At 46.7% G+C, this 22,803-nt stretch carries 20 protein-coding genes; 15 read left to right on the top strand and 5 right to left on the bottom strand.

Going from position 1 to position 22,803, the window contains the following annotated elements; translation table 11 throughout:
* Nucleotides 1-161 precede the first annotated feature (161 nt).
* The gene (locus J0L70_RS14920; protein WP_287455155.1) at nt 162-1,508 is read left to right on the top strand and encodes an HlyD family secretion protein; all 1,347 of its coding nucleotides are present in this window, start codon (nt 162-164) and stop codon (nt 1,506-1,508) included.
* 89 nt (nt 1,509-1,597) lie between these two features.
* Here the strand turns inward: J0L70_RS14920 and J0L70_RS14915 are convergent, their stop codons facing one another.
* A complete protein-coding gene (locus J0L70_RS14915; protein WP_017286712.1) occupies nt 1,598-2,443 on the bottom strand; it encodes a universal stress protein in 846 nt (281 codons plus the stop codon).
* 136 nt (nt 2,444-2,579) lie between these two features.
* Between J0L70_RS14915 and J0L70_RS14910 the strand changes: the two genes are divergently transcribed.
* Genes J0L70_RS14910 through J0L70_RS14890 form a run of 5 tightly spaced genes read left to right on the top strand, consistent with a single transcriptional unit; the run spans nt 2,580 to nt 5,674 of the window.
* Nucleotides 2,580-3,044, top strand: a complete 465-nt coding sequence (locus J0L70_RS14910; RefSeq protein WP_017286713.1) for an acyl-CoA thioesterase — start codon at nt 2,580-2,582, stop codon at nt 3,042-3,044.
* Entirely contained in the window at nt 3,045-3,887 is an 843-nt protein-coding gene (locus J0L70_RS14905) for a M28 family peptidase (protein ID WP_287455154.1), read from the top strand.
* Nucleotides 3,888-3,932: 45 nt separating this feature from the next.
* Nucleotides 3,933-5,153, top strand: a complete 1,221-nt coding sequence (locus J0L70_RS14900; protein WP_287455153.1) for a caspase family protein — start codon at nt 3,933-3,935, stop codon at nt 5,151-5,153.
* Nucleotides 5,138-5,473, top strand: a complete 336-nt coding sequence (locus J0L70_RS14895; RefSeq protein WP_287455152.1) for a cupin domain-containing protein — start codon at nt 5,138-5,140, stop codon at nt 5,471-5,473. The genes J0L70_RS14900 and J0L70_RS14895 overlap by 16 nt, the downstream gene beginning before the upstream one ends.
* Before the next feature lie 9 nt (nt 5,474-5,482).
* Nucleotides 5,483-5,674 (top strand): type II toxin-antitoxin system PrlF family antitoxin, encoded by a 192-nt coding sequence (locus J0L70_RS14890; protein WP_190649047.1) that lies wholly within the window; start codon nt 5,483-5,485, stop codon nt 5,672-5,674.
* Nucleotides 5,675-5,792: 118 nt separating this feature from the next.
* Here J0L70_RS14890 and J0L70_RS14885 read toward each other — a convergent pair whose 3' ends face one another.
* Nucleotides 5,793-6,398 carry an HD domain-containing protein gene (locus J0L70_RS14885; protein WP_268183848.1) on the bottom strand — a complete coding sequence of 202 codons (606 nt, stop codon included), beginning with the start codon at nt 6,396-6,398 and terminating at the stop codon, nt 5,793-5,795.
* A 128-nt stretch (nt 6,399-6,526) separates the two neighbouring features.
* Here J0L70_RS14885 and dnaG point away from each other — a divergent pair, with 128 nt between their 5' ends.
* Complete coding sequence (dnaG, locus tag J0L70_RS14880; protein ID WP_287455151.1) at nt 6,527-8,431, top strand: DNA primase; 1,905 nt, start codon at nt 6,527-6,529, stop codon at nt 8,429-8,431.
* Between the two features lie 38 nt (nt 8,432-8,469).
* Here the strand turns inward: dnaG and J0L70_RS14875 are convergent, their stop codons facing one another.
* Nucleotides 8,470-9,645 (bottom strand): TetR family transcriptional regulator, encoded by a 1,176-nt coding sequence (locus J0L70_RS14875; protein ID WP_287455150.1) that lies wholly within the window; start codon nt 9,643-9,645, stop codon nt 8,470-8,472.
* Between the two features lie 183 nt (nt 9,646-9,828).
* Here J0L70_RS14875 and J0L70_RS14870 point away from each other — a divergent pair, with 183 nt between their 5' ends.
* The 4 genes from J0L70_RS14870 to J0L70_RS14855 all read left to right on the top strand — a co-directional run bounded on the left by J0L70_RS14870 (nt 9,829) and on the right by J0L70_RS14855 (nt 13,352).
* A complete protein-coding gene (locus J0L70_RS14870; RefSeq protein ID WP_017286722.1) occupies nt 9,829-10,668 on the top strand; it encodes an acyl-CoA desaturase in 840 nt (279 codons plus the stop codon).
* Nucleotides 10,669-10,895: 227 nt separating this feature from the next.
* Nucleotides 10,896-11,978: a class II fructose-bisphosphate aldolase gene (gene fba / locus J0L70_RS14865; protein ID WP_017286723.1), complete on the top strand. Its 1,083-nt coding sequence runs from the start codon at nt 10,896-10,898 to the stop codon at nt 11,976-11,978.
* A gap of 184 nt (nt 11,979-12,162) precedes the next feature.
* Nucleotides 12,163-12,792: a lysozyme family protein gene (locus tag J0L70_RS14860; RefSeq protein WP_190649033.1), complete on the top strand. Its 630-nt coding sequence runs from the start codon at nt 12,163-12,165 to the stop codon at nt 12,790-12,792.
* Between the two features lie 185 nt (nt 12,793-12,977).
* Nucleotides 12,978-13,352, top strand: a complete 375-nt coding sequence (locus J0L70_RS14855) for a DUF4870 domain-containing protein (protein ID WP_017286725.1) — start codon at nt 12,978-12,980, stop codon at nt 13,350-13,352.
* A 66-nt stretch (nt 13,353-13,418) separates the two neighbouring features.
* On the opposite strand, the gene J0L70_RS14850 is transcribed toward J0L70_RS14855, so the two are convergent.
* The gene (locus tag J0L70_RS14850) at nt 13,419-14,153 is read right to left on the bottom strand and encodes a DUF561 domain-containing protein (RefSeq protein ID WP_287455149.1); all 735 of its coding nucleotides are present in this window, start codon (nt 14,151-14,153) and stop codon (nt 13,419-13,421) included.
* A 106-nt stretch (nt 14,154-14,259) separates the two neighbouring features.
* On the opposite strand from J0L70_RS14850, the gene J0L70_RS14845 reads away from it, so the two are divergent.
* Complete coding sequence (locus J0L70_RS14845) at nt 14,260-15,450, top strand: pyridoxal phosphate-dependent aminotransferase (RefSeq protein WP_287455148.1); 1,191 nt, start codon at nt 14,260-14,262, stop codon at nt 15,448-15,450.
* A 136-nt stretch (nt 15,451-15,586) separates the two neighbouring features.
* Here the strand turns inward: J0L70_RS14845 and J0L70_RS14840 are convergent, their stop codons facing one another.
* Entirely contained in the window at nt 15,587-17,164 is a 1,578-nt protein-coding gene (locus J0L70_RS14840; protein ID WP_287455147.1) for an iron uptake porin, read from the bottom strand.
* 347 nt (nt 17,165-17,511) lie between these two features.
* Between J0L70_RS14840 and J0L70_RS14835 the strand changes: the two genes are divergently transcribed.
* The 3 genes from J0L70_RS14835 to J0L70_RS14825 are packed head-to-tail and all read left to right on the top strand — an operon-like array spanning nt 17,512 to nt 22,803.
* Entirely contained in the window at nt 17,512-18,588 is a 1,077-nt protein-coding gene (locus J0L70_RS14835; RefSeq protein WP_287455146.1) for an AEC family transporter, read from the top strand.
* Between the two features lie 17 nt (nt 18,589-18,605).
* On the top strand, nt 18,606-21,461 hold the full coding sequence (locus tag J0L70_RS14830) for an ATP-binding protein (RefSeq protein WP_287455145.1): 2,856 nt from the start codon (nt 18,606-18,608) through the stop codon (nt 21,459-21,461).
* Complete coding sequence (locus J0L70_RS14825) at nt 21,427-22,803, top strand: adenylate/guanylate cyclase domain-containing protein (protein WP_287455144.1); 1,377 nt, start codon at nt 21,427-21,429, stop codon at nt 22,801-22,803. Before J0L70_RS14830 ends, J0L70_RS14825 begins: the two co-directional genes overlap by 35 nt.

The following is a 22,803-nucleotide window of genomic DNA, read 5'->3' as shown; positions in this document are numbered from 1 at the left end:
CTCTCTAGAAGCAGGTTTTGAATTTTGCGGAAATCCGACCATAGTTATAGTACAAACAGTTAGTGCTCGAATTAAATTGTGGTATTATGAATTTATGCAAATCCTTAGGGTTCTAAGGAAATGGATTTCTGCTTTACTGCTCCTCACATTTTGAGTGAATTATGAGTTCTGCATCTTTTGATGATCATGCTCCAGTTCAGGAAAACAAGTTAGTTAAACCTGCGCCGCAGCTCGATCAAGTGACTCCTAAAGTTGTTGCTCCTCCAGAGCAGCCTGTGGCGACTCGCCGCAAGAAGCCAATGAAGCTAATTTTGGCAGGCTTGGGTGTTGGTGCGATCGCAGCAAGTGGCTTTGGGTACAACTGGTGGCAATACGCTTCAGCGCACCAGAGTACAGATAATGCAACGGTTACGGGTAATATTCACTCGATCGGTTCTCGCGTCTCAGGAACGGTCGATCAGGTGTTAGTTGATGATAACCAAGACGTGAAAGCGGGTCAGCCGTTGATTCGGCTAGACGATCGAGATTTTCAAATTAAATTACAACAGGCGCAAGCGGATTTAGCGGCGGCGCAACAGAAGGCGAATACTGCACAGGTGAATGTTGTGCTCTCCGGTCAGAATGCAACTGCATCGAATACAAAAGCTCAGGGTGGAATTGGTACGGCTCAAGCCGCGATCGCACAAGCTCAGGCACAAGTTGCTGAAGCCCAAGCTGGAGTGCCGAGAGCGCAAGCCGACTTAGCGCAAACGAATGCGAATTTAGCCAAGGCTCAAGCGGACTACAATCGGTTTAATCAGTTGTTCAGTTCGGGTGCAGTATCACGGCGGGAGCTGGATACGGCGCGGCAAGCGTATGAAGTGGCACGTGCTCAGCGCGATTCTGCGAGTGAAGGCGTTAGACAAGCCCAGGCGAAGGTCGCACAAGCTGAACAAGGCGTTGCGACGGCACAAGCTGGCTTGGAATCTTCACAAGGGGAATTGCAGCAGGCACAGGCACAAAATGTTCAGACCCAGGTAAGTCAGAGTGATTATCAGACAGCGCAAGCTGCGATTAATCAGTCTCAAGTCGCGTTGAAGAATGCGAAGCAGCAGTTGGAATATGTGACGATTACGGCTCCGGTCAGTGGACGAGTGGGACGGAAGAATGTGCAGACTGGGCAACAGGTTCAGGCGGGCACTCCGCTTTTAGCGATCGTGGATGATCAATACTGGGTGACTGCGAATTTCAAGGAAACCCAACTTGAGAAGATGCATCCCGGACAAAAAGTTGAGATTAAATTAGATTCGTTCCCGCATCATGAGTTTACAGGACGGATTGAGAGTGTCTCTCCTGCTTCTGGGGCACAGTTTGCGCTCTTGCCGCCTGATAATGCGATTGGGAACTTTACCAAAGTCGTGCAGCGCATTCCGGTGAAGGTCGTGTTCGATCGAGATTCGATTCGAGGATTTGAATCGGCAGTGACACCTGGAATGTCGGCTGAGGTGACAGTCGATTTGAACTCTTAGATTGTATGCAGATCAAATTGGAAGCGTAAAACGGGTAGAGACGGAATCATCCATACTCTACCCATTGTTTATTGGAACCGAAATTGAAATTACCCGAGCGTTCGGGTCAATAACACGGGGCAATTTGCATAGACTCGCACATAGTCAGACAACGATGTTCCTAATAAGCGATCGAGATCGGGCAATCCTTTCGCGATCGAAGGACGGCGATCGGGCGATCCCAAGATCAGCAGATCTGCCTTCGTCTCATCTGCAACCCGGCAGATTGCTTCACCTGCTTTTCCAGCGGTAACCACTGCTTTGTAGGCGACTCCCGCTTGTTTCGCTTGCGCGATCGCATCTGCGAACGCAGGATCTCTTTCTGCTTCTGCTCCCACTTTCTCAGCCCCTTTGGGATTAGAATCGATGTGAATCAGCGTTACTTGTCCGCCTTTAATATCGCGTGCCAAAAACAGCGCCATCTTCAAAGCTTGCTTCGACGACTCAGACTTATCAACGGCAACAGCAATGCGATTAATCGATCGCACAAAAATGTCATCTTTCACCAGCAGCATCGGGCGCGAGGAAAGCTGAAACACATACTGACTGACGGAATTCTCCAAAATTGAGACTAATCGCTTCAATCCGCGCGATCCCATAATAATCAGATCAGCGTTCACCTCATCCGCCGCTTTCAGGACTTGATCTTTCGGGTCACCTTCTCTTAGCATCGCCGAAACGTGGCTCTGATCAATCTTCAGCGATTGGACTGCGGTTGCTAAGGTTTTTCCACCTTCTTCCCATTTCTCCGTCATCGAATCTGAACTGGTTTGGGGTGGAACCACATGCAGCACCGTCACCATCGCGCGTTGAATGGAGGGAATCGCCAGCAGTGCATTCAGCATATCTTCAGAACGCCCAGTGCCAGAATCGGCTAATAAGATTTTTTCTATCATCGCTTCTGTCTCGTTTCTCAGTAGACTTTGAAAAGGGTGAGGCAATTGGGAAAGAAAATCCCACGTTGCGCCTGTTTCAAGTCTAGGGGCTGCTGTCCCCTGATAGTTCGTTTGTTATCGTTTGTGAAGTACGATCGTGTCAGAGTCTCCTCAACTTCCCACATCTAATCTTGTGCCATCCGTGATTCCGCCGGAATGGTTTATTTATCCGATTACTGTCTATTCGCACCATACGGATTACGCAGGTGTCGTATGGCATGGACGCTATATCCAATGGCTAGAAGAAGCCCGAATTGAGTTCTTGCAGGCACGGGGTATCGATTTCTCGAAGTTGGTCGCGATGGGGTGTAATCTTCCGGTGATCGATTTGGCGATTCGCTATCATCAACCGTTGCGGATGGGAATGAAGGCGATCGTCAAAACTCGCTTGACTGCGCTCGAAGGGGTGCGACTTCCGATCGAGTATGAGATTCGATCCACGGATGACACGGTTCTGTTTGTCAGCGGTCGAGTGATTTTAGTTGCTGTGGATATGGAGAAAGGCAAAATTTTAAGACGGTTGCCTTCCGATGTTCACAGTGCTTTAACGATCGTCAATTAGATGCAAGAGTTAACTGCACGATTACGATCGCATATTGAAGTCATTGCCCGCGATCGCGATCCGTATTTCGCGACGCAAGGGCATTTTTATGTTCAACACTATATCCGCGAACAGTTCTCACGCTGGGGAACAGTTGAATCTCATGCGTTCCAAGTCGGGCAGAAAACTCACTACAATTGGATTCTGAACTTGCCGGGGCAGAAGAAAAAACCGCCAATTCTGATTGGCGCACATTATGACGCGGTTCCCAATTCACCGGGAGCCGACGACAATGCGACGGGAGTAGCGGTGTTGTTGGAAATGGCAAAAGCGTTTTCTGAAAAGCCTGCCCGTTACCCGATTCGGTTAGTTGCTTTTGATTTAGAAGAAATTTTCACACAATCGGATACATTTGGTAACACTCAATATGCACAGTCGTTGAATGGTGAACCGTTAAGGTTAATGATTGCTTTGGAGATGCTTGGCTATTGCAATCATGAACGCAATTCACAACGCTATCCAGCAGGTTTAGAGAGATTTTATCCGGATCAGGGGAACTTCATTGCGTTAATTGGCAATATTCCGACAATTCCCGATTTGATGCGCCTCAGTCGATCGATTCGGCGCGCTCAAGTGGGCTGTGAATGGTTACCTGCGGGAATGCGCGGCAAAATTATTCCGGATACGCGCCGGAGTGATCATGCTGCATTTTGGGATCGGGGATATCGGGCTTTGATGGTGACGGATACAGCGAATCTGAGAAATCCGCACTATCATCAACCGAGCGATCGCATTGAAACGCTCGATTTTGACTTTCTCACACGGGTGTGTCAGGGGCTGATTTACGCCATTCAATCTTTATAGGTTTGGGTATCATTTCTCTAATTACATCTCAATCTCTGCTCAATTATGATGCGACGCTTTATCCCGGTTTTGCTTGCAAGCGTTACTCTGACCAATTCCCAAGCACTTAGTCAGCCTTCTTTATTCCAGGCTTCAACCTGTCAGCGATCGAATGCTCAAAATTTCTTGGTCTTTGGCGGTGGTGGTGGACCTTCTTATAACGAAATTGCGTTAGAGAAGAACATGCTGTACTTTCAGCGATCGCTCAAAGAGCTAGGATACAATCCGAGCGTTGCGCCGATTTACTTCGCAAATGGCAACACAGGTGAGAAAACCGTGCGATATCTCGATGAGCGAGGTCGAGAACAGTACAAAACTCATACAATTCCAAATGTACAAGGTGCTTCTAGCATTGCGAATCTGAGAACTTGGCTGACAGAAGCAGCAAAAGAGAAATCTTCAACTCCCTTATTTTTCTACTTTTCCGGGCATGGCGGACATAATCGAGTGAACGAAGACAATTCGACGTTACTCATGTGGCGCGATCGCCAATTGAATGTGCAAAATTTCACGCAAATGCTCGATCGTCTGCCACAGAATAAGCCTTTCGTCACCATGATGTCTCAGTGCTATTCTGGCTCATTTGCGAATTTGATTTACCGAGGTGGTGATCCGAATAAAGGCGTTGCTTTGCAAACTCGCTGCGGGTTCTTTGCAACGATTAAATCCCGTCCTTCAGTCGGTTGCACTCCAGAAGTAAACGAAGCAGATTATCGGGACTATAGTTCGAGCTTTTTTGCAGGCTTGACAGGACGCGATCGCGTTGGACGAAAAGTTGCTTCTGCTGACTACAACAAAGACGGTCGCATTGCATACTCTGAAGCTCATGCTTATGCAAAAGTCGATAAGTTCACGACTGATTTACCAATTTCTACTTCTGAAGCTTGGCTACAACGGCAAGTAAGCAACCCAACCATGCAAGAGCAGATTTTAGGACAACCGATCGCACCGCTTGCTAAGATTGCCCGTCCTGAACAACGCTTTGTTATTGAGTCTTTGAGCAAACAATTCAAGTTCGATCCAGCTCGATCGTTTCGGGGTAATCTGCAAGCGATGAAACCCGACCTAGTGAAAACAGCCGAAGATGAAGCGTACTTAGTTCGTCTCTCGATGGAACTAACGAATGTTGCTATGGAGCGACGAGTGAAAACCTCGAAAGATGCGAAAGCGATCGCAACCTTAAATCGTCTACTACGCTGTGAATCTGGCTCATGGGGGAAACCTTGATAGATAATATATTTGATTTAACGGGATTGAAGCTCGATCGAGAATTGTTTGAGTCGTTGTGTGAAACGGATCAAATCTCGATCGAGCGTATCATTTCAACTGGGCAAACCACTCCACCCGATCAGTGGTATGACCAATCGCGTGATGAATGGGTCATCCTGCTCCAAGGTGAAGCGCAATTGATGTTTGAGAATGAAAGTACGATCGAGCTAAAAGCTGGAGACTATCTACTCATTCCAGCCCATCAAAAACATCGTGTGAGCTATACCAGCAATGATCCTGCTTGCATTTGGCTAGCAATTCACGCAGTGTTGAAATAGGAGAAGGAGATGACTTATTACAGCGATCGTACAGAAGAAGATGGTCCGGTGCTTAAACAATTCCTAGAGTTTCTATCAGAAGATATGCAGAAGAATCCTCAACGAATTCAAGCTGTGAGTTCCGAGTTGATCGATCGTATACGCGCTTTAACAAATGGGATTGATGTCGATTTGGATGTTCTTCTACCAGATAATGAGTAGAATTGTCCTCAATTTCATCAATAGTAATCAATACTGGCAGAAGCTAAGTTGAGCCACCTTACAGAAGTTTAAAACTTTCAGTTCAAAGAGAGTTCTGAAGAATGAGCTCACTAGAAGCTCAATGACTAGCCTCACGAATAAAACCTTGCCGCACTGCATCCTCAATCAAACTTTCGACAAACTCGCCCAACACCGGAGATCCGATCGCAACAGGCTCCATCCGTTTTCTCACTTTCTCAACCGTCACCCCTGCCTTTTTCCAGGTTCCACCCTGCGTATTGTAGTTATGCAATAAAGGCTGAAGCCGATCGAGTGCTGCTGCAAACTGGGAATCTAAAGATTCTCTCGCCTCAAATTCCTCCCAGAGCGATCGCAATTCTGCCCCAAGATTTTCCGGCAACATGCCAAACAATCGATCTGCCGCTTTCTGCTCTCGAATTTCTTGATCTTGCAGCGCGATCGCATCGTAACAGAACGTATCTCCTGCGTCGATTTCTACTAAATCGTGAATCAGCACCATTTTGAGAACTCGCAGCAAATTCACCGCTGGATCAGCGTATTCAGAAAGCACGATCGCCATCATCGCCAGATGCCAAGAATGCTCCGCATCATTTTCTCGCCGTGACTGATCCATCAAAATCGTCTGTCGGAGCACATGCTTCAGTTTGTCAATTTCGACAATGAATTGAATCTGAGCTTGAAGTCGAGTGGTCGTAAGTTGCATGATCCAATCTAGAGTGTTAAACTTTCGGTCAAACGCTACAGATAGCGTACACTGGATTAACTCATTCCTATTTACAGCGTTTTCTTCCAAGAATCTGCTAGAATAGGTGTACCAACGAAGAGCCGATCATGAACGTTCCTCGCCTGCATCCCGATACGATCGAGCAAGTCAAACAACGCGCTGATATTGTAGACGTTGTTTCGGAACATGTCGTCCTGAAAAAACAGGGTAAAGACTTCGTTGGCTTATGCCCATTTCACGACGACAAATCCCCTAGCTTCACAGTTAGTCCCAGTAAACAATTCTATTACTGCTTTAGCTGTGGTGCAGGCGGCAATACGATTAAGTTTTTAATGGAGTTAGGCAAACGCAACTTTAGTGAAGTTGTGCTCGATCTGGCGCGCAAGTATCAAGTCCCCGTTCAAACTCTACAAGCGGAGGATCGCCAAGAACTTCAACGTCAATTGTCAGTTCGAGAACAGCTCTACGAAATTCTGGCAATTACCGCGAAATTTTACGAGCACGCCTTACAGCAACCTCAAGGAGCCGATGCTCTAGCTTACTTACGCCGCGATCGCAAACTTTCTGTCGAAACGATTCAACAATTCCAACTCGGTTACGCTCCGGCGGGTTGGGACATTCTTTGCAAATACTTAGTTGAACAAAAGAAATATCCGATCGTCTTACTCGAAAAAGCAGGTCTGCTCGTGCCTCGGAAAACTGGAGACGGCTATTACGATCGCTTTCGCAATCGCTTAATGGTTCCGATTCAAGATAGTCAGGGTCGGGTGATTGGCTTTGGGGGACGAACTCTGACGGATGAACAGCCTAAATATCTCAACTCTCCAGAAACCGAACTCTTTGATAAAGGTCGGACGCTGTTTGGGCTAGACAAAGCAAAAAGCGCGATCGCGAAACAGGATCAAGCGGTTGTTGTCGAAGGCTATTTCGATGTGATTGCGCTTCATGCTGCTGGAGTTACTAATTCGGTCGCGTCTCTCGGAACAGCACTGAGCATTGCTCAAGTCAAACAACTCCTTCGCTATACGGAATCGAAGCGCGTTGTATTCAACTTTGATGCGGATCGGGCAGGCGTTCAAGCCGCAGAACGCGCGATCGGAGAAGTTGCAACGCTTGCCTATCAAGGAGAAGTGCAACTTCGGGTTTTAAATCTCCCAGATGGAAAAGATCCCGATGATTTTCTTAAGAATCACTCTGCAAAAGCGTATCAAGATCTGCTCGATCACGCTCCTCTCTGGCTCGATTGGCAAATTAATCAAGCGATCGCGAATCAAGACCTGAAACAATCTGATCAATTCCAACAGGCAGTTATGGCGATCGTGGCACTTCTCGGAAACCTGCCCAATCCCTCCCTGCGAACGCATTACATTCATCATTGCTCAGAACTGCTGAGCCAAGGCAATAGCCGTCTCACTCAACAGATCGAAGAAAATCTGCGGCTTCAAGTTCGAGGACAACGCTGGCACGGTCGATCGCAGAAATGGCAAACTCCGGGCGATCGCAACTTACTCGAAGAATGCGAAGCTCAATTGCTGCGTCTCTACCTCCATGCTCCTGAATACCGGGTAGAACTTCGCAACGCAATTTCTGCTCAAGATCTAGAATTCAGTCTGTCTCATCACCGATTTCTCTGGCGACAAATCACAGACATTGAGCAGGATAGTCTAGAGGTCGATTTGCTGGAACAATTGCGCGATCGCACACACAATTTCCCCCGCGAGATGTCTCAAGTCTATTCGCTGTTTGAACTCGACGAAAAAACACAGCGAGATATCCTGCGCGCGCCGCTTGTGATTCGGTCTGCTACCGCAGGCATTGAGCGGGTAATGTGTGAAAAACGCTATCGCCACTTCCTCGATCTTTGGCAGAAAACGGATCTCAGTACTACGCCTGATCTGGGACAGTTTTATCAGCAAAAAGCTTACGTTGAGAAACAACGTATCACAGAACTCGATCGCTTACGCCAGGTCAGTTTTGTCGATTTAGTTCAAGCTCCGATCGCAGTGGATTAAGTTTGCAATGCACAAAGATTAGTAAAGATTGTTTTCATCTATTTAGCAATTGACCGAGGTGGCTGATCAAGTCTGATTGCTTGTTCAATTGCTAATTTCTCTCGTGCTCGATCAACAAATGGCTGAAGTTGCGCTTCGGTTTGTTGCGTCAAAATCTTGAGATCTGCGATCGTAATTCCTCGCATTAAGAGATCAACACACCAAGTTTGATAGGCTTGTTCGATCCCTGGTTCATTCGGAATTCCCTCAGTCCAATCAGTCCAACGTTGCAGAATATCAGCTTCGGTAATGGGCTGATTCTCACTCGCTAGAAACATGGCAGGAAGCGCATCTTTACGAGTTTTGAGCCATTGAGTCAGCGGATTTTTCGTATGAGAACCGTAGCGTTTTTCTAATATCCATTGATTTAACGGAACTTGGCGCGTCGAAACTTGAATTTGCTTGACGTGGTAATCCGATCGCGTCAATTCAGTGAGTTCTCGCGCACTTAAGCCTGCACCGAATAAAACATAAGCGATCGCATAATCCTGAACGCCTTGCTTTTTTGCCCGCTGTAAAATTTGATGAACCGTGTCTGCTGGCAAATCTCGAACCTCTAAAGACTCAGCCTGGGTCCGCTGGATCGCGCCTTGCAAAAATAAAGTCACTAAATTCGTTAGAAAATCGTCGCGGCTTTGCCAAAGTTCATGAAATTCGCTGGTGAATTCGATCACTGCATAGCCTAACAGCATGCCATTTAGAAGACTTGCAAGACTTTCAGACGATAAATTAGGCTGCATTTGGCGGCGATGAATCACGCGATCGAAATATTCCGCCACATAGCGATTGGCTTGGGTCAGACCCCGCCCTAAAGCCTCTCGATTTTCGGTCGGGTATTGTCCCGCTTCACCCACCACTGATCGCACCATTTCTGGAACCTGCTCCAGCGCTTCCAAACAGGCGATCGCATATTCTTTCAGCGCTTGGTCGATATAATCAGCTTGATCTGCCCGTTCTACCAGCGTTTGACCGAGTTGAGTAAAAACCGCCGCTTCTTCGATCGCAGCCAGTAACAGCCCATGTTTGTTGCCAAAATGCCGAAACAGAGTCACTTCATTTACGTCGGCTAATTCAGCGATTTGTTTGGTAGTAGTGTCGGTAATACCGTTCGCCGTGAATAACTCTAAGGCGGCTTGGATGAGGCGTTCCCGGGTCGAGTTGCGTGGGGTAGGCATGTCTTTAGAAATAAATATGCAAGTGGCACTTGCATTTAAATTCAGTCGTTGCTAGTCTAAAAATGTAAGTGTTACTTGCAATTGCGTTTCTCAACTTTAACGGATTTGTCGTAAGTTGGGTGATACGAATTCGGTCGTCCTCAATGGTGGTCGATCGAGAGTCAATGTTAGTAAGGGATTTTCATGACTTCTAATTCTGTTCAAGTCAACTCTGAACCAGCCCTGAAATTGGAGTGGACGAACGTTTTTTTCTTTGGGGCATTTCATGCTCTAGCGCTGCTGGCTCCGTTCTGTTTTTCCTGGAAAGCGCTAGGCGTGATGCTCTTGTTGCATTGGTTGTTTGGCAGTATTGGGATTTGTTTGGGCTATCACCGATTGCTGACGCATCGGAGCTTACAAGTTCCCAAGCCTTTGGAATACGTGTTGACTATTATTGGAACCTTGGCAATGCAAGGCGGCCCAATCTTCTGGGTTGCGGGACATCGGATGCACCATTTGCATACGGAAGATGTGGATAACGACCCGTATTCCGCACAACGCGGCTTCTGGTGGAGCCATATGCTCTGGGTGCTTTATCCCCGACAAAAGTTTTTTGATTACAACTCCTACAGAAAGTTTGCCCCCGATCTCGACAAAGAGCCCTTATATCGCTGGCTCGATCGCACGCCCAATTTCTTGATGCTGCAAATCCCAGTGGTGCTGTTTCTCTACTGGTTGGGAGGATGGTCATTTGTGATTTATGGATTTGTGCTGCGGGCAGTGTTGCTATGGCATAGCACTTGGTTCATTAATTCCGTAACCCATGTGTTTGGGTACAAGACCTATGAGATTGAGGATAATTCGCGAAATCTCTGGTGGGCAGCGCTGCTGACCTATGGCGAAGGATGGCACAATAACCACCACGCTCAGCCGAATGTCGCGAAAGCTGGACGGAAATGGTGGGAGATTGATATGACCTGGTGGGCGATTCGAGCGTTGCAATCGCTTGGTTTGGCTCGTCGCGTGATCATGCCACCGCATTGAATCTACTGAGCGTCAAAACGCGAATGTGGAGGTTTGAATCGACTTTTGCGATCGCGTTTTGATCCCGACTTATTAGTGCTTCTAAAACCTATCAGAATATTTAATAGCTATTTTTACCTAACAAACCTAGAAATTCGACGACTACAGAGGCAAAAATTGCCTTAAGATTATCGTAACAATTAAGTTTGTGAAAACAGACCTTGCTGAGATAACCAGGAGAATTCGATATGGCGCTTGTCCCGATGCGGCTGTTGCTGGATCACGCGGCTGAAAACGGTTACGGCATCCCTGCATTTAACGTCAACAACATGGAGCAGATCCAATCGATCATGTTTGCTGCCCATGAAACCGATAGCCCGGTCATTCTGCAAGCTTCGCGTGGTGCACGGAACTACGCTGGTGAAAATTTCCTCCGCCACCTGATTTTGGCGGCAGTTGAAACCTATCCTCATCTTCCGATCGCGATGCACCAAGATCATGGAAATGAGCCTGCAACTTGCTACACGGCGCTGAAGAATAACTTCACCAGCGTCATGATGGACGGTTCTTTGGAAGCAGATGCGAAGACTCCTTCGAGCTACGAATACAACGTGGCTGTGACTTCGGAAGTGGTGAAGGTCGCTCATGCGATCGGCGCTTCGGTCGAAGGTGAGTTGGGCTGTCTCGGATCGCTCGAAACCGGAAAAGGTGAAGCGGAAGATGGTCACGGGTTTGAAGGTGAATTGGATCACTCGATGCTGTTGACCGATCCCGATGAAGCGGTTGACTTCGTTGAGCGGACTCAAGTAGACGCTTTGGCAGTTGCAATTGGAACCAGCCACGGTGCTTACAAGTTCACTCGTAAGCCGACGGGTGAAATCTTGGCAATCAGCCGGATTGAAGAAATTCACCGTCGTTTGCCGAACACTCACTTGGTCATGCACGGATCTTCTTCAGTTCCTGAAGATTTGATCGCGTTGATCAACCAATATGGCGGTGCGATTCCTGAAACCTATGGTGTTCCTGTTGAAGAAATTCAAAAAGGCATCAAGTCGGGTGTTCGTAAAGTCAACATCGATACCGACAACCGTTTGGCAATCACTGCTGCGGTTCGTGAAGCTTTGGCATCAAACGCGAAAGAGTTTGACCCCCGCCACTTCTTGAAACCGTCGATCAAGTACATGCAAAAAGTTTGTGCTGACCGTTACAACCAGTTTGGTGCAGCAGGTCAAGCGAGCAAAATCAAACAGCAACCGATGGAATTGTTTGCTGTGAAGTACAAGAAAGGCGAATTGAATGCAGTAACCAACAAAACGGCTGCTGCGGTCTAATTCTTTTTCATGTGAATTGGGAGGGCTGGATGTCTAAGACATCCAGCTTTTTTTATGAAAATCTCTTATAAAAACGATTTTTTTATTCTGTTTTCCTCGATCGAACGCATCAGAAATTTCAATCATATTCAACAAAAGACACAGATACCTGTAGACTTTTTGAGTTCGTTTCTTCTTTACCTGAATGAGTCTGAATTTTCAAGCGAAGAGCTTTTGTACCCGATTTCGTTTGCCTGAGATTACGAGTATTCTTGTTTTTGCGATCGCATCTCCACTTGTTACAAACTCGCCTGTTTATGCGGCAGATATTGTTGATTCATTTTCGACGTTCATCAGTTTAGAAATTAAACCTCAAACGCAGATTGCACCAGAGGTTATGCTGATCCGCCAAGCAATTATTGGGCAGGAAAGTGGTGCAAATTTCCAAGCGGTTAATCGACATTCTGGTGCGTTGGGATATGCTCAAGTTATGCCAGAAAATTTGCCGCAATGGTCGAAAGAAGCGTTGGGCTTTTCTGTGTCAAGAAAAGACTTTTTGGCAAGCCCTGAATTGCAAATCGCGATCGTGGACTTTAAGCTAAATCAGTACTGGCAGAAGTCAATTGTGGCAAGTCGTGGAAATGTTGCGATCGCGATTCAACGAGTTGCCGCTTGGTGGTACAGCGGGAAACCGGAGAAATATACCTCAACTAAGACGCAATATTATGCAGGACATCGATATCCGAGTATTGCGGCTTATAGCCAGTCGATTTTGCGACGATATCAGCTCATTTTGAATGCACAAAATCCATCGCAGCCGCAACGAGGCGTTTAATCGGTCTGAAATCGATCGAGGATTTCGGCTAACCGCTCTCGTGAGAGTTCCGTTTAGTCTGAAATTAATATGCCTAAAGGAAAAGGCGAGAACAGTTAGAAGTGCGGTAAGCTTCACTACTACAGGCAAGATACAAAACGATAAGATCAACCTGTAAATCGAAAGCACTATAGGAGAACTCCAGGATGCAAACCACTTTTAATCCCGATAAGCGCCGCTTGTTATCCTGCCTCAGTCACGGCTCAATTTTCTTTAGTACCACTCTGTTTTCGTTTGGTGTACCGTTTGCGATCAATTTGCTTTCAGATGATCCAGTGGTGAAAGCCAACGCAAAAGAATCGATGAATTTTCACTTGAATGTTTGGTTCTGGGCGATCGTCATTGGTACACCGATCGCATTCCTCTCATTTATTACCTTCGGATTAGGTGGGTTGCTGTTCTTTCCGGTGATTGCATTCGGATTCTTACTGCACTGGGGTTTAACGATCGTGGCGTTGCTCCATTGCATTGCCAAGCCAGATGAAGCGTATCGCTACCCGTTTATTTTCCGTTTGCTCTAAGGTGCTCAAATCAGTTGCTCAAAGATGGGAACCGGAACAGGTTTAAGCCGTTCCGGTTTTTTGTTTTTAAACGTTGACGGATGCGCGGGTCAGAGATTCGACTAACGAACGAACCACAGCGATCATTGCCAGTTCATCGTTGAGTTTGTGAATGGCACTGCCGACTCCGATTCCAGAAGCTCCAGCCGCGATCGCGAGAGGCGCAGTGACGCTAGAAAGACCCGATGCACAGAGAACGGGAACGCTTACGACTCTGGAGATTTCGTAAGCCGCTGCCAAGGTTGGAGCAGCCTTCTCGATTAAGCCTAATGCGCCAGCGTGTTCGGGACTCGAAGAAGTGCCGCCTTCGGTTTGGATCACGTCTGCGCCTGCTTTGACTAACTGTTCTGCCAGTTCAACTTGCTGGTCAAGCGGCAAGATGTGGGGAACCGTGACCGATAACATGATGTTCGGCAAGAGCGCGCGAGTCGCGTGAGTCAAGGCTAAAACTTCTTCAGCTTCAAAGCGGCGACCTTGAGCGTAGAAGCTATCGAAGTTACCGATTTCAATTAAATCTGCGCCTGCTTCGACTGCCATTGTGAAAGCTTCAGGTTCGACCGCAGAGACGCAGATTGGTAGATCGGTCAGTTGTTTTGCCATACGGATCAAGGTTGCATCGGCAGCGATATCAACGAAGGTCGCACCACCGAGATCGGCAGCTTTGATCACCGAGGCGACGTTATTGGCATCAAAGTTGTTTAAGCCACTGATGATTTTGAGTGCGTGGCGGTTGGTGAGCGCGGTTTGTAGCGTAGAAATCATGTTGCTTCATTCGAGTAAATGAGTACAGAACATTGTGCCAGAGTTAGAGAAGGATTTTGGATTTTGAAAGTTTGAATTTTGGATTTGCAGAGGGAGAGATTGAAAGATGCAGGATTCGATGCGGATGAGAGCGGTGCAGTCGCCAATTATTCCGATCGTAGGAGAGTTGATTCGGCAAACCCCCGGAACGATTTCCTTAGGGCAAGGTGTCGTAAATTATCCGCCTCCTGGTCAGGCGATCGCCCAAATCACTAATTTTCTCGCTGACCCTGCAAATCACAAGTATCAAGCGGTAGAAGGAATTCCAGAATTGAAATCCGCGATCGCTCAGAAGTTAACTACAGAAAATCGAATTGATTTAAGCGATCGCGAAATTGTCGTGACTGCTGGCAGCAATATGGCGTTTTTGAATGTGGTTTTGGCGATCGCCGATCCAGGCGATGAGATCATCTTGCAAACGCCGTTTTACTTTAATCATGAAATGGCGATCGATCTGGCAAGCTGTCGAGCCGTTCTTGTACCGACGGATGACCATTATCAAATCCAACCTGAGTTGATTCGGGCAGCAATGACGCAGCGAACGCGCGCAGTCGTGACGATTTCACCGAATAATCCGACTGGGGTAGTTTATCCTGAATCAGCCTTGCGAGAAGTGAATCAGATCTGTCGCCAACACAATTGCTTTCACATTACAGATGAGGCTTACGAATATTTCACCTATGGGGTTGAACATTTTTCAGCAGGCAGCATTGCTGAAAGTGCTAACCATACAATTTCGCTCTTCAGTCTGTCGAAGGCTTATGGATTTGCGAGTTGGCGGATTGGGTATATGGTGATTCCGAAATTTTTGTTGGAATCCGTGCAAAAAATTCAGGATACGAATGTGATTTGTCCGGCGGTGGTGTCTCAGTTTGCAGCGGTGGGAGCATTGCAAGCGGGGAGAGCGTATTGTCAGGAAAAGTTAAACGCGATCGCCCAAGTCCGAGAAATTGTTTTGGCAAAATTAGAAACCATTCCGCATCTGTGTACCGTGCCAAAAGCAGAGGGGGCATTCTACTTTTTGCTGAAAATGCAGACTGATTTAGATGCGATGGAGTTAGTCCGGCAATTGATTCGAGATCATCAGGTCGCAGTCTTGCCAGGATTCACGTTTGGGCTGAAAGAGGGATGTTATCTCCGAGTTGGCTATGGAGCATTAGAGAAGGAAACCGCGATCGAAGGAATTCAACGATTGGTCACAGGCTTGCAAGCGATTTCCGCCTCTCAATCATCGATCGATGGTATAAAAAGTCCTTGAGATGATGACCAGTCAATTTGGGATTAAAGTGACAAGCTCGACCAATATCGGTACATGCTTTCAAGTTCGGCTCCCTCACAAAAAAACTCTCCGGATTGCTCTGGAGAGTCGAAGGTGTGAAGAAAAGAGTAAAGATCTAGAAAGAGAACGTCGTTCTGACGACTCCCACATATTGCGTATCATTGTTCCGATTATGCTCAGGATTCAAGATCACAATTAAACCAGGTGTGATCGAAATCTTATCGGAGACTTGATAACGGTAAAGCGCTTCTAGATGCAGAGAAGTATCACGGTCTTCGCGAGTTGCTACATCATTACTCGTTGCTTTCGGTGGCATTCCCACAATGATGCCGCCTAAATTCCCTTTTTTGCCTAAGTCAGGAAATGCTAGAGCCACTGACCAATTGAAAATGTCTGCATCTGCACCTCGGTTCACCCCAGCTTTTGCTTCTGCATTGGTCAATCCAACCCAACCAGAAATATTAAACTGTGGGCTGACTCGAAAACTTGCGATCGCGCCATAAGAATTTGTCAGCGTTGCCGTATTGCCGAAGGGTCTTTGAGCAAAGGCGCTGCCTGTACTCCCAGTTGTATCTACAGCTGTCCCCGAGTAGTAAGCGCGCGCGTAGGTTAAACCAACACTCAAGTTTCTGCTAGGACTCAAGATTAACTGGGCTAGAGCGCTATGATTGCCATCAAATAGTCCTGCTTTCTCTTCAGGAGAACTTGCATTTCGGGCACGATAAGCAAGCGAGAGCGTAGCGGTATTGCCAAATTTATGTTCTAAAGCAACACCGGGTCCATCTACGGCTCGATAGATGGGACTATAACGACCGAACCGCGATAAAGCACCACTGCCATCACTTTGCAAAAATGGATTCAATGGATTCGCGATATTTTCCGAGCCATAAGCATTCGCGATCAGCCAAACCCGAGTGTTATCTCCCAACGGAAAGCGATAGTACAAGTCATCAACTCCAACCTGTCCGCCACTATCTCCATCATAAGAAAGCCGCGTCATATTGGTTCCAGTCGCACTGCCGCTGAGAGGAATAACGTTGCGACCTTGTAATCTGACGCGCAGTTGATCTTTGCCTGTAAAGCTACTCTCAAAATTCAATCGTGCCCGATAAGAGAAGGTCGGATTATCGCTCAAAGCGCCGCCACCTGCTCTTTCATCCCCAAAAACACTCGCACCTGAGAAGATGACTTCTCCACGGAGCTTTGTCGTCGTGGAGAATTGCTGTTTTTCTAATGTCGTGGTTCGAGCTTCAAGTGAATCCACTCGACCTCGTAAGGTAGCAAGTTCTGCAGCAAACTCTTCTTGTAGCTTTTGCAATGCTGCTAGATCTTCTTTTTTAACGAGGTCTGCTGTTGCTGCTGCGATTAACTCATTGACACGATCGAGACAGGCATTTAATCCTGCTGCAAATTCATAGCGGGTTAGGGCGCGATTGCCGCGATAAGTTCGATCAGGATAGCCTGCGATACATCCGTATCGTTCTACTAGAGACTGGAGCGCCTGAAATGCCCAGTCAGTCGGACGCACATCGGATAATTGGGAAACGGAAGTAACCTGCTTTAATGTACTTTCTCCTAGTAAATTCTCATCTACTGATCGCACTTCGGAAGCAGCAGCCTCTCCTGTTTGCATTAAAAAAACAGACAGTGCCAAGCCTGAAAGCCCTGCCAAACCTCGAACAATATTAGACATCACTCAACTCACACTAGATAACTTGCTCCACTTTATTGGGAACTAAGGTCAATAGCGACCCTACCATCTACTAAGAATTAATGTCAATACTGAGACATAAAGAAATTGGTTAAGTAAAGATAAAACCTTTACCTCGACATTTTTTTGATTCCTATATTGTAAATAATTGCAAATATTTCTAATTAAGCTAGATAGCAATGAAGATTATCTCTCAATAATCGGTTGATGATGTGGAAAGTCACGAAGATAGGCTTCTGAGTTTTTCAAGGACGACCGAATTCTTGCGGAGATGTCGTTCTTGAGGTGATTTTTGGGTACTAAGGAAACGTGCAGAGAGCTACCCGCGCATGAACCCCTTAATTCTCGAAAAAGTTGTCTCCCTTCTATTGCTCATCGGCATTGGCTATCTGCTCAAACCGAAATTTTCTGCACCGAATTCCACCGCAGTTTTACGCACATTCATCTTAAGTGCTGCGCTCCCTGCAACTATCTTTCTATCGACCATTGAGATCAACACGAGCCTAAATTTAGTTTTACTTCCTGCGTTTGCGCTCTGTGTTAACTCCTATCTCTTAATTCTCGGCATTCTGTTTACGCCGTTAGTACTAGACCGGAAGAATGCGGCGCAGGCGAGAGCTTTAATCCTGATGTTTCCATCGCTTGCGCCGGGTCTTACCGTTTACCCCTTTATTGAGCAGTTTGTCGGGCGACAGGGGCTTGCTTGGGCAGCGTTGGCAGATATGGGGAATAAGATTTTTGTGCTGATTGGCTTGTATATTCTGGCTTACTTATGGGTCGCTCGATCGCAACAGCAAAATAGCAAAATTCAATGGGTTGAACTAGGAAAATTTTTACTGACTGAACCTGTGAATATTGCGATCGTATTGGGGATGGTTTTGGCAACGTTGGGGCTAAATGCAGGAACACTTCCCAGTGTTTTAGTCGAGACAATTCAGAAAATTGCGCTTTGCTCAACTCCTCTCATTCTGATGTATGTGGGGATCTCGTTGAAATTGAAGTTACTAGAAGCAAGTAAAATCTTGGCGATTTTGCTTGGGCGAGCAGGCGTAGGATTTCTACTGAGTAGCTGCGCGATCGTGGTGCTGCAACCCACTTCGATCGAAGCAACAGCTTTGTATGTGGCACTTCCGCAAGCATCTTGTAGCCTCTGGGCATTGTTACATACCACCAAAATTAATGAACTATACCCGGCACAAGCTGAACAATTCTTTGACTTAGGCTTTGCAACAGCAATGCTGGCGATGTCAATGCCTTTTTCGGTGATCACGCTACTCTTTATCTTTTCGGCTGATCAGTTTTTCTATGCACCTGCTCACTTGAACTTAGCCGGGATGTTCTGTTTGGGAGTATTTCTGCTGTTTGTTGCTGCTCGAAAGTTCACGGTTGCCCTATTCGCTAAATAACCTGCCAGAGGAATCCTATGAAATCAATGACTCGTCGTAAAATCGTATCTTTACTACTACATGGTAGCTTTATCGCTGCTGTGGGAGTGACTGCGTTTACGAGCTATTGGATTGTGCGGGGTATTATTCTCAGCACACTCAAAGAAAATGCATTACTGAAAGTGCAATCTGCGGGATTAGAGATTGATTCTTGGCTGAATCGGCGCTTAGGCGAAGTCGAGTCAATGTCGAATAGCGTCGAAGTCCGATCGATGAATTGGGAGATTGCAGAGCCGTTCTTACAGCTAGAACAAGATCGACTGGCTGACTTCTGGATGTTTATCTTAGTCAATCCGGATGGCTCGTATGCCACAACAAGAGGCGGATTTGCAACCGGGAAGAACTTGAGCGATCGCGAATATTTCCAAAAATCTATGAAAGGAGAATCGAACGTCTCCGATTTGATTATTTCCCGTACCACAGGCAAACGGCAAATTAATATTGCTGTGCCAGTTTGGTCAATTCCGTTGGCGAAAGCAACGGACAAAGATCGAGCAGAAATGCGATCGAAAAGCTTATCTTTCTACAATTTACCCGTAAATGAGCAGTCGAAAGTAACGGGTATTCTTGCAGGAAACATTCCCATTGCTGAAGTAACAAGAGCAATTTCAGCAACTCAGCTTGGCAAAGGAAGCTATGCGTTTGCGCTCGATGCTCAAGGCGTTGCGATCGCTCATCCTAACTCAGCATTTACTGAAGGGCTAAAGAGTTTAACCCAGAATACTGATCCAACTCTTGCCGCGATCGCTCGGTCGATGACAGCCCGCAAACAAGGCGTTGAAATGGTCACACTCGATCACAGATCGGTTTATGTTGCTTATATGCCGATTCGTCGTGCAAATTGGTCAGTTGCATTAGTCATTCCACGTGAGAACTTAGAAGAGCAATTAAATGCGTTGAATACGCTAACGATGGTCATGGCAGGACTGCTCGTTGTAGTTATGATTACTGCACTCACACAGTTGAAGCACTGGGAAGAAATTCGCGAGCGAGCTGAGCAAGAAACGGCATTAAACAATCAATTACAAGCGACCAGTCAGCAACTGCAATCGACTCTGGCATATCTAGCAACAATTCTAGATAACTTGGCTGATGGATTACTTGTTAGTGATACCGAGGGAAGTATTACTTGCTACAATCCGGCACTGCTTAAACTGTTTGGCTTAGAAGAACAATCTTTGAATGGCAAGTCAGTTCAAGCCATTTTTAAGCAAGACTTAGTGAATCTGATCGAGCGATCGCAAAATCAAGAAACACTGGTGACTGAAGTTGAAATTGCTCAAGGCAGTGTTGGTAAGGCAGTTGCTACATCGATTCTGGATGGAACAGGCACTAAAATCGGAACGGTTGTTTTAGTTCATGATATTACGGCTGAAAAAGAAGTCGATCAGATGAAAACCGACTTCATTTCAACGGTTTCTCATGAACTGAGAACACCGCTGACTTCAGTTTTAGGCTTTGCCAAACTCATTAAGAAAAAGCTAGAGGAGGTTGTTTTCCCCTCACTGGATACGACTGATAAGAAAATGCAGCGAGCGGCACGTCAGGTCAATGACAATATCGACATCATCGTGTCTGAAGGAATGCGATTAACCGCGTTGATCAACGATGTGCTCGACATTGCCAAAATGGAAGCCGGTAAAGTGGACTGGAAATCTGAGCCACTTCAGATTACCGAAGTTGTAGAACGTGCGATCGCGGCAACGTCTGCCTTACTGCAAGCGAAGAATCTCACCTTAGTAGAACAATTTGATCCACATTTGCCGCAATTGGTTGGCGATCGCGATCGCTTAATCCAGGTCGTGATCAATCTGCTCTCGAACGCAATCAAATTTACCGACAGCGGCGATATTACGTGTAAAGTTGCTCGGCAAGGCGACACGATTGTGGTGAGTATTACAGATTCGGGCATTGGCATCAGCCCTGAAGATCAGCCCAAAGTCTTTGAGAAATTTAAGCAAGTGGGGGATACGCTGACCGATAAGCCAACGGGAACCGGGTTAGGGTTGCCGATCTGTAAGCAAATTATCGAGCATCATGATGGACAGATCTGGGTCGAGAGTGAAATTGGCAAAGGCAGTACGTTCTCATTTAGCTTGCCGAGTTCTGCTTCTCCGACTCACATCAGAGAAATTGATTTCAGTGCATTGATTCAGCAATTACAGCAGGGTAGTGAGGTCAATGCAACGCAAAAACGGATTTTGATCGTGGATGATGAAGCTCCGATTCGTGCGCTGCTGCGCCAACAGTTAGAAACAGAAGGCTATCAGGTCGAAGAAGCTAGAGATGGCAAAGAAGCTATTCAGATGGCGAAGGAATCGCTTCCTCATTTGATCATTCTGGATGTGATGATGCCTGAAATGAACGGGTTTGATGTGGCTGCGGTCTTGCGGCATCATCCTCAGACGATGGGAATTCCCTTGATTATTTTGTCGATCGTCGATGCGCCTGAGCGCTGTCATTCGTTGGGGATCGATCGCCATCTCACGAAACCCATCAACTTAGAAGTGCTTTGCCAAGAAGTCGAATCGTTAATCGCTCAAGGGAGATCCCCGCGCAAAATTCTGGTAGTCGATGAGAATGAAACGACCTCGAAGATTCTTGTGGATATTCTTCGCTCGAAAGGCTTTACCGCAGTTGAAGCAACGAACGATGCAGAATTACTCAAGAAAGTTGCATCTACCCAACCGGATATGGTCATTGCCAGCGTCAAATTTTGGGAACACTCAGATAGGGCGCAGGATCTTTCACAAGCTGAAGGGTTACAAAACGCTGTGTTTTTATTAGTTGCAGAACATCATGGTTCCCATTCGCTTGAAACGACTCGTTGCTAAATCTGAGGTCAAGGAGATTCTGGCTCGTCTTCAAGCGCTCAGTGCAATCTCAGTTTCAATTCAAGATGGCGAAGGGCAAACGATTTGGGGCACGCCGACTGAATCGCCGAAATATCCGATTCAGGTCGATGGAGAACTCATTGGCTATGTAGTCGGCGAAGCAACTTTTGCATCGGTTCTGAGCTACATTGCCGCCCGAGAAATTGAGAAAAAAACGCTGGCTCAGGAAACGCTCGATCGCTATAAAGAAGTAACTCTGCTCCACAATCTTTCTGAAAAAATGACTGCAAGCTTAGAAGTCGAAGCGGTTGCAGCTTTAGTGCTCAGTGAAGCGAAGCGATCGATTCAAAGCGATTGTGGGGCTGTGATGCTTCTGAAGTCGTCTGAGTTGGAGGTTGTTACTGCATTTGGAAATTCGCCGACTCAATTGCAGGGTGGAATCTTAGAAGCAGTTCTAGAACATCAAAAAAGCGATATCGTCAATGAGGTTTGCTCAGATGCGAGGTGTAATCCAGAAGAAGCGAAACTCCATGCCTTGATTGCGGCTCCTTTGAAGGTGAGCGATCGCACGATCGGAGTCATGATGCTCGGTAGCGAGCAAGCGAGGACCTACACCGCAGCCGATTTAAAGTTACTGAATACGTTAGCTTCGCAAGCCGCATCTGCTTTAGAGAATGCGCTTTTGCACAAGCAACGATTGCATCAAGAACGAGTCAAAAGTAATCTTGAGCGCTATGTGCCCGCGCAGCTTGTGCAAGCGATTCTCGATGCGAGTGGGAGCTTTTCGCTGGTTCCAGAGTATCGACAAATCAGCGTTTTATTCTCGGATATTCGCAATTTTACTCAGCAATGCGAACAACTCCCACCCACTGAGATGGTGGAATATCTCAACACTTACTTTACGCATATGGTGGATGAGATTTTTACTCACCAAGGCACGGTCAATAAATTTGTGGGCGACATGATTGTGGCGTTGTTTGGTGCGCCTTTTGAAGTGAGTCATCATGAGGCTTGTGCGATCAAAAGCGCGATCGCGATGCAGCAAAGAATTCGGACAATCCCGATTGATTGGATTCAGAAGCATTTTCTGACGGGGATTGGCATTAGTTCAGGGCGCGTGATTGTTGGCAATATTGGTTCTCCGCAGCATATGGACTATACGGCGATCGGCGATGAAGTGAATGTTGCCTCTCGCTTGCAGTCGGTTGCGAAGGGGGGACAGATTTTAGTCAATCGCAATGTCTATGAGGCAGCGAAAGATTGCTTTTCGTTTCGAGAGGTTGGGACATTGACTGTGAAAGGTAAAACCCAGACGGTTGATGTATTTGAAGTACTGTACTAG

The organism is Leptolyngbya sp. UWPOB_LEPTO1 (assembly GCF_017302695.1).
Classification (GTDB): Bacteria; Cyanobacteriota; Cyanobacteriia; order Leptolyngbyales; family Leptolyngbyaceae; genus Leptolyngbya; species Leptolyngbya boryana.
This window is presented reverse-complemented; position numbering and strand designations above follow the sequence as displayed.

Coding starts and splice junctions, on each gene's coding strand:
- J0L70_RS14920 (WP_287455155.1), top strand. CDS start 162: ATGAGTTCTGCATCTTTTGATGATCATGCTCCAGTTCAGGAAAACAAG.
- J0L70_RS14915 (WP_017286712.1), bottom strand. CDS start 2,443: ATGATAGAAAAAATCTTATTAGCCGATTCTGGCACTGGGCGTTCTGAA.
- J0L70_RS14905 (WP_287455154.1), top strand. CDS start 3,045: ATGCAAGAGTTAACTGCACGATTACGATCGCATATTGAAGTCATTGCC.
- J0L70_RS14900 (WP_287455153.1), top strand. CDS start 3,933: ATGATGCGACGCTTTATCCCGGTTTTGCTTGCAAGCGTTACTCTGACC.
- J0L70_RS14895 (WP_287455152.1), top strand. CDS start 5,138: ATGGGGGAAACCTTGATAGATAATATATTTGATTTAACGGGATTGAAG.
- J0L70_RS14890 (WP_190649047.1), top strand. CDS start 5,483: ATGACTTATTACAGCGATCGTACAGAAGAAGATGGTCCGGTGCTTAAA.
- J0L70_RS14885 (WP_268183848.1), bottom strand. CDS start 6,398: ATGCAACTTACGACCACTCGACTTCAAGCTCAGATTCAATTCATTGTC.
- dnaG (WP_287455151.1), top strand. CDS start 6,527: ATGAACGTTCCTCGCCTGCATCCCGATACGATCGAGCAAGTCAAACAA.
- J0L70_RS14875 (WP_287455150.1), bottom strand. CDS start 9,645: ATGCCTACCCCACGCAACTCGACCCGGGAACGCCTCATCCAAGCCGCC.
- J0L70_RS14870 (WP_017286722.1), top strand. CDS start 9,829: ATGACTTCTAATTCTGTTCAAGTCAACTCTGAACCAGCCCTGAAATTG.
- fba (WP_017286723.1), top strand. CDS start 10,896: ATGGCGCTTGTCCCGATGCGGCTGTTGCTGGATCACGCGGCTGAAAAC.
- J0L70_RS14860 (WP_190649033.1), top strand. CDS start 12,163: ATGAGTCTGAATTTTCAAGCGAAGAGCTTTTGTACCCGATTTCGTTTG.
- J0L70_RS14855 (WP_017286725.1), top strand. CDS start 12,978: ATGCAAACCACTTTTAATCCCGATAAGCGCCGCTTGTTATCCTGCCTC.
- J0L70_RS14850 (WP_287455149.1), bottom strand. CDS start 14,153: ATGATTTCTACGCTACAAACCGCGCTCACCAACCGCCACGCACTCAAA.
- J0L70_RS14845 (WP_287455148.1), top strand. CDS start 14,260: ATGCAGGATTCGATGCGGATGAGAGCGGTGCAGTCGCCAATTATTCCG.
- J0L70_RS14840 (WP_287455147.1), bottom strand. CDS start 17,164: ATGTCTAATATTGTTCGAGGTTTGGCAGGGCTTTCAGGCTTGGCACTG.
- J0L70_RS14835 (WP_287455146.1), top strand. CDS start 17,512: ATGAACCCCTTAATTCTCGAAAAAGTTGTCTCCCTTCTATTGCTCATC.
- J0L70_RS14830 (WP_287455145.1), top strand. CDS start 18,606: ATGAAATCAATGACTCGTCGTAAAATCGTATCTTTACTACTACATGGT.
- J0L70_RS14825 (WP_287455144.1), top strand. CDS start 21,427: ATGGTTCCCATTCGCTTGAAACGACTCGTTGCTAAATCTGAGGTCAAG.